Annotated in this window: 4 protein-coding genes and 1 pseudogene; 2 read left to right on the forward strand and 3 right to left on the reverse strand. The window is 62.4% G+C overall.

Annotation, left to right across the window (positions count from 1 at the left end; genetic code table 11):
* Positions 1–712, forward strand: a 712-nt coding sequence (locus AC52Q4_RS16335) for an acyl-homoserine-lactone synthase (protein WP_495537860.1), incomplete at its 5' end; no start/stop codon positions are given.
* 75 nt (positions 713–787) lie between these two features.
* Here the strand turns inward: AC52Q4_RS16335 and AC52Q4_RS16340 are convergent.
* On the reverse strand, positions 788–1,588 hold the full coding sequence (locus tag AC52Q4_RS16340; RefSeq protein ID WP_495537861.1) for a PEP-CTERM/exosortase system-associated acyltransferase: 801 nt from the start codon (positions 1,586–1,588) through the stop codon (positions 788–790).
* Positions 1,589–1,880: 292 nt separating this feature from the next.
* Between AC52Q4_RS16340 and AC52Q4_RS16345 the strand changes: the two are divergent.
* Positions 1,881–2,750: pseudogene (locus AC52Q4_RS16345) on the forward strand (ThiF family adenylyltransferase); the annotation flags it as partial.
* 1,237 nt (positions 2,751–3,987) lie between these two features.
* Here AC52Q4_RS16345 and AC52Q4_RS16350 read toward each other — a convergent pair.
* Together AC52Q4_RS16350 and AC52Q4_RS16355 are read right to left on the reverse strand one after the other, a co-directional pair.
* On the reverse strand, positions 3,988–5,001 hold the full coding sequence (locus AC52Q4_RS16350) for an EDSAP-1 family PEP-CTERM protein (protein WP_495537862.1): 1,014 nt from the start codon (positions 4,999–5,001) through the stop codon (positions 3,988–3,990).
* 386 nt (positions 5,002–5,387) lie between these two features.
* Positions 5,388–6,407, reverse strand: a 1,020-nt coding sequence (locus AC52Q4_RS16355) for a tetratricopeptide repeat protein (protein ID WP_495537863.1), incomplete at its 5' end; no start/stop codon positions are given.

Here is a 6,407-nt window from a genome sequence, read left to right on the forward strand (position 1 = left end):
GTTAACGAAACAATATGCAGTATATATCGCTGATACGGGTCTAGCGCGCAACATCCACCACCACCTTCGTTACCGTGTTTACTGTGAACGCAAACACTATGAGGCTCCACTCGACGACGGAGTTCCTCAAGAGCGCGACAGCCACGATGCATATGCGACTCATTTCATCGTGCGCAATGGGGCAACACAAACGTGGCAAGGAACCGCACGTTTGATCCTGAGCACCCGCACGCGGCTCCCCGTCCAGCAGATGGGGGCGCTTTATCCGCGGGTAGAGCAGCGGCTCCTCAGATCGCCGATCGCCGAAGTATCCCGACTCGCGGCACTGCGCGGCCCCTGCCGGTGGTCACCGAGCAACCGGCATCTGCTGCAAGCGACCATAACCGGCTTGCTCGATCACAGTCGCCAGCGCAGTATTGAACATTTGGTTTTCCTGATCTCCCCTGGCCTGGCGCGCATTCTCTCGCGCATCGGTATTCCGATGGAGGCATGCGGACCCACGATCGAACATAGGGGAGAGCGCCGAGCGTTCAGCGCCTCGGTGGCGGATGCGATTCGGGATATTCCCTGGGTTCGCCGACATCTGACTGCCGAGCGCTACTGCAGCTACTTCTCGGAGTCCGCATTTGCCGGCGGCAATCACGGGCCTTGGACCGATGACACCATATTGGGTGCAACCGCGAGCCTGGCCGAGCCCGCCGCCGTGCTGTGATGCACTCTCATGACCTGGGGCCCGCCTGGCCGAGCGAACCCGGTGCTGCCAGCCAAGCCGCTCGCGCGCGGCCATTCATTTCACCAATTGAGTGGCGGCGCGAGGCACGAACCGACCGCGGTCGGTGACAATCTCCCAGACATCCGGGCGCTTGCTCAGGATGCCGTCGACGACGGTGGCCGCTACCGCCAGCGTCGGTCGACGAAGGCCGTGATGATCGACAACCGGGCCGATCGGCGGGAAATGGATCCCAAAGCGCTGCAGCAGGCGCAGCAGCGTGGGCTCCATGACCGCGAACCAGTGAGTGATATCCTGATCGACCGACATCCGCACAATCGCGGCAAACAGCCCCAAGGTTATATGCGGAAACCCGCGCCTTCGGGCGTCCGGCGCCTGGCCGTCCGAGTACACTGCCTGCGCGCTGATGCCCGAGACCGTTTCCGCTTCCCCGACACGGCGCCGAAACGCTTTGGAGACCGAAAACCGGGAGATCTCGGCCACTTTTGACCGATCGAGATCGGCAAGCCACGGTTTGGCCTCTTCATACAGATTGCCTTCGCAGGCATGTTCGAGTGGGAATGCCGCGCTCGAATCGCCGCTGTCCGGTAACACCAGGCGGACCGCGGCCGCGCAATAACCGGTGCGCTTGTGCCGGATCAGCGTGTGAATCGCGCGACCATCGTATTCGTCCTGCTCCTTTCCGGCCTGGTGATCGGCGGGATCTTCAAAGGGATGCTCAACGCAATAAACCTGATAACGTAGCGCGAACACCTCATCGAGTAACTCGCCCGTAATCGCCGGATGGAGTTCGAAAAATTCATGGAAGGCGCGATAGACTTCGCTGGGCTCGCTCGCGTTGGAGTTTTCAATCTGCATTATCGACTCCCCTGCCGATATGGGTCAGTAACCGCGCGAGACCTCTTGCCTGCTAGTCGTTTCGTACCGTCTTGGAGAGCTTGGCCGAGGTCGCTTTGTATACGCATCTTAACGGCCGATCGGTAGCGTGCTTGAGGCCGCTGTCACCAATACGCGGATTCCCGCCTCAAAGCGAAGGCAAGGGGCAGTCAAGCTCGGTAGCGCCTGTGTCCGAACGCAGGCCGGCCGTAATATCCCGGGCTGAAACACGCAAGGCCGCCGTGTTGGCCAAAGATGCAATGGAGGCTCGCCCATGAATGGGGGATTCGATTATAATCACGCCTTCTCCCGAACCATTGGCTGGATCACCCACGAAGAACAGGCGATCCTTCGCCACAAACGCATTGCCATCGCGGGCTTGGGGGGTGTGGGTGGCAGTCACCTGCTCACGCTGTCTCGGCTCGGAATCGGCGCTTTTACACTGGCGGAGATGGACTGCTTCGGGCTGGAGAACTTCAACCGTCAGGCGGGGGCCTTCCTGTCCACGGTGGGGCGCGCGAAGCTCGACGTCCTCGCCGATATGGCCCGGGACATCAACCCGGAGCTCGATATCCGCGCCTTCCCCAGCGGGGTCAACGACGGCAATCTCGGCGATTTTCTCGACGGCGTCGATCTCTACGTCGACGGCCTCGATTTCTTCGCGCTCGATATCCGGCGCAAGGTCTTCGCGGCCTGCGCCGAGCGCGCCATCCCGGCCATCACGGCCGCACCGCTCGGCATGGGCACCGCGATGCTGGCGTTCCTGCCGGGCGGAATGACATTCGAGCAGTATTTCCGGCTCGAGAGCTGCGCCCCGCCTGAACAGTATCTGCGGTTTCTGCTCGGGCTTTCACCCGCCCGGCTGCAGATGGGCTATCTGGTGGAGCCCTCGGCGGTGGATCTTGCCGCGCGCCGCGGCCCTTCGACCCCCATGGCATGCGAGCTCTGCGCGGGTGTGACCGGCACCGAGGCGCTGAAGATTCTGCTTCGCCGCGGCGAGATCCTCACCGCCCCGCGCGGCTATCACGTCGATGCCTATCGCAACCGGCTCGCCCGCACGTGGCGTCCATTCGGCAATCGCAACCCGATCCAACAAATTGCGCTGGCGATCGCCCGCAGGCGATTCGGACAGACCTTACAGCAAACGCCCGCCGTAGCGCCGCGCGCTTCCGCGACGGCCACGTCGACGGCGTTGCGCATTCTTGATCTCGCCCGCTGGGCGCCAAGCGGCGACAACACCCAGCCGTGGCGCTTCGAGGTCATTGACGACAGGCATGTCGTCGTGCATGGCTTCGATACTCGCGACGACACCGTCTACGACCTGCAAGGCCACGCGAGCCAACTCTCGCTCGGGATGCTGTTGGAGACCCTGGCCATTGCGGCCACTCAGTTCGGGCGTCGCGCCGAGATCAACCGCCGGGTCGGCCTGTCCGAGCGCACGCCGACGTTCGATGTGCATCTCCCGGACGCGCCGTCTCACGCCCTCAGCCGGCTGGCGCCCTACATCCGCGCCCGCACTGTTCAGCGCCGGATCATGCGCACCCGAGCACTGGCCGCGCACGAGCGGGAAACCCTGGAGGCGAGCCTGCCGCCGACCTTTAAGGTGATCTGGCTGGAGGGACTCGGCAACCGCCTGCGTGTAGCGGCGCTGCTCTCTACGAACAGCAAGCTTAGGCTGACGATTCCCGAGGCCTTCGAGGTGCATCGACGAATCATTCGTTGGAACGCGCGCTTCAGCGAGGACGGCATCCCCGATGCCGCGCTGGGGGTCGACACGCTGACCACGAAACTCATGCGGCGGCTGATGAAGCGTTGGGAGCGAGTCGATTTCGCCAATCGCTATCTCGCCGGCACGCTGCTACCGCGTGTCCAGTTCGACTGGATTCCCGGGATCGCCTGCGCGGCCCACTACCTGATCGTTGCTGAGCACACGCCGCGAGAGGTGGACGATTTCGTGTATGCGGGGCAGGCGGTACAACGCTTCTGGCTCACCGCCACCCGGCTCGGGCTCTATCAGCAGCCGGAAATCACCCCGCTGGTGTTCTCGGAGTATGTCCGCGATGGGGTGGCTTTCTCCGCCAAGCCGGGTGCCTCTCGGCAGGCGCAGATCATCTCGGAGCAGCTCATGCAACTGATCGGCGCCGATGCAGCCCAGAATGCGGTCTGGATGGGGCGGATCGGCGAGAGCGCCGCGCCCCGAGCGCGATCCACGCGGTTGCCGCTGGAAAAATTGCAATGGGAGGGTGGCGGCGCGCTCGCCTGAGCGAAGCATTCGTTGCGTTGCTCGCATACTGCGACCGACGACGCATAATAAAGCGGAGAAGGCGCAATTACTCGCGCCTTCTCCGCCGTTTCGGCTCGTCTTGCGATAAAGCGCTTGCTTACGAGCGCTTGCTCCGCTGGCGGGCCGCGCCGAGTCCCAGCAAGCCCATCCCGAAGAGTGCGAGTATGCCGGGCTCCGGCACCGCCGCCGCCGTGCGAGTCGTTTGCGTCGAGGTCTGCGCATTCAACACCAACGTCCAGTTGCCGTCGGAGAGACCGTCGACCAGGATACCGAAGGCCCCCTGACCAGGCGCGAAGGCGTCGCTGGTGCCATCCGTGGTGACGCCGACGTTGCCATTCAGGTTAAAGTCGTCATCATTCTCCGTGCAGGTGAGCCCCCCTGTCGTCGCGCAGCCGAGCCCATTGCCATCGGGGGCCCATTGTGCGCTTGCCGTGCCGTCGTCATTGCGCAACTGGAACTGCGTTGAAAGATTAGCCTGCGCCGCCGCATTAGCCGCCGTGGGATCGTTGATCTGGGCGAGCAGGTTGGGCGTGGCCAGGAAGCTGAGATCCAACGAGCCATCACCACTCACTGTGAACTGAAATGTAAAGCCAGTGGTCGACTGGATTTCGGAGCTCGCTGCGGCGCTGGTGCCGCCTTGGAGCTCCGATTCGGCGAGCTGCTGGGTATTGGTGGTCGCATCGCCGGTCAGCTCCGCCGTGTTGATAACAGAGTCCGACTGGGAATACTGATCATTGCCGGGCCCGAAAAGGGTAAAGCTGTTATTCACAGGGACTGGGGCACCGAGCGTTGCCGGACCGGCATCGAGCCGGGGTGAGCCCGCCCCGCAGGTATTCGATCCCGGCGTTCCGCTGCAGTTGGCGGATGTAATGTCATTGGCGCCGTTCAGGGATGCCGTGTTGGTCAGCTGGAAATTAAAGTTCCTGACGGTATCAGACTCCGGGATCACGGCACCGGTGCTGTCAAGAACGTCGATGTTCAACTGATCGATGTCCAGCGCGGACCGCGCATAGATGCTCGCGGCAGCCTGACCTGTCATGCCCATTCCGATTGCCAGCGCCACTGCGGTTGCGATTGTTGATTTCTGCATCTTCATTGTTCTGAACTCCATTTATCTCTATCTGGATTCCTGATGTTTCGCGCTACACCTACTGTCTGGCTATGTTTAATAACTGCAAGGGGCAGGCCAATTAATTTTATCTTGCTTAAAAACAGTGGCTTGACTGATATTTACCTACGCATTTTCGCTGGCCGGCAGCGTACCTGTAAAATTCTTCGACAGTTAACATCCGTTCACGCCACGGATCGCACACTCGAGCCCGACACCTTGCGCAATGCACGCCGGCTTACAGCAAAAGATATCTGACATATCGTGTATGATCAGATACTTAACAGCGAAACCGGGTGTAAAAAAATCAAAGAGCCGAGCTCCCGCGGCGCGGGCCGCACAGCCGCAGATCGGCCTATTCGCGAGCACGGCCCTCACCGGCATTAAGGCTAAGACCCCGGGAGCTGCGCTTTCAGCTGCTCGGCCTCTCGGGCGAGCGAGGAATCCGGCGCTTTCTCCACCACGCTGTCCAACACCTTGCGCGCCTCGGCATGCCGCTGCTGACGCGTCAGTGCCTGCGCCAGATGCAGCTGAATGGTCAAATCCTCCGGCGAGCTCGCCGCCGCCTCGCGAATTCGCCGATAGCCGCGCGCCACATCGCCGTTTTGCATCAGCAGCATGCCCAGCGTGTCGAGCACCTGCGGATCGTTCGGTGCCAGGCGCTGGGCCTTACGCGCATAGCGGATTGCCTTGTTGAGATCGTCGTGCCGGCTCAGCCAGGCCAGGTTATTCAACGCAGGGAGATGCTCGGGGTGGTACTTGACGACCGTAGCGTAAACATCTCGAGCTTTTGCCGGTTGTTCGCGACTGAGATAACCACCGGCCAGGTGAAGGAGCACCGCCAGATCGCGTGGGTTATCCTGCAGCCACGCGTCCATTGCGGTGAAAGCCTCATCGTAGTTTTTCTGCGCCCACAGCGCACGGACCCAATTGATGAGCAGCTCGGAACTCGGCGCCTTCTCTTGCGCGGCCGAGAAACGCTTCGCCGCCGTGGCGAAATCGCCGCGGCCCATCGCGAACCAACCCTCGATGGCCAGCACTTCCGGGCGTGCGCCGAAATCGCCTCGGAGCTTCGCCAGCGCTTTTTGGGCCGAATCCAGCTTGTCCAGCCGCGCGAGCATCTTCACCTCCGCCACCCGGGCCGGCAGATAGTGCGGGTCGAGCTCAATCGCCTTCTGCAGCTGAGCCTGCGCGCGTTCGAGCTCGCCGGTTCGGGCAAGGCTGTCGCCATAAAGGAAATGGGCGGCCGCCGAATCCGGAAAGGCCTCCACCCAGCGCTCGAACGCCCGTTGCGCGCCGCTCGGATCACCCGAGAGCATGAGCGCCCTGCCCCGCGCCTCCAGTAAAACCGGCTGCTCCCGGAACTGATCCGCGCTCAATTCCCGGCTCACTTTCAGCACGTCCTCGAT

It is taken from the genome of Nitrococcus sp., from assembly GCF_059432795.1.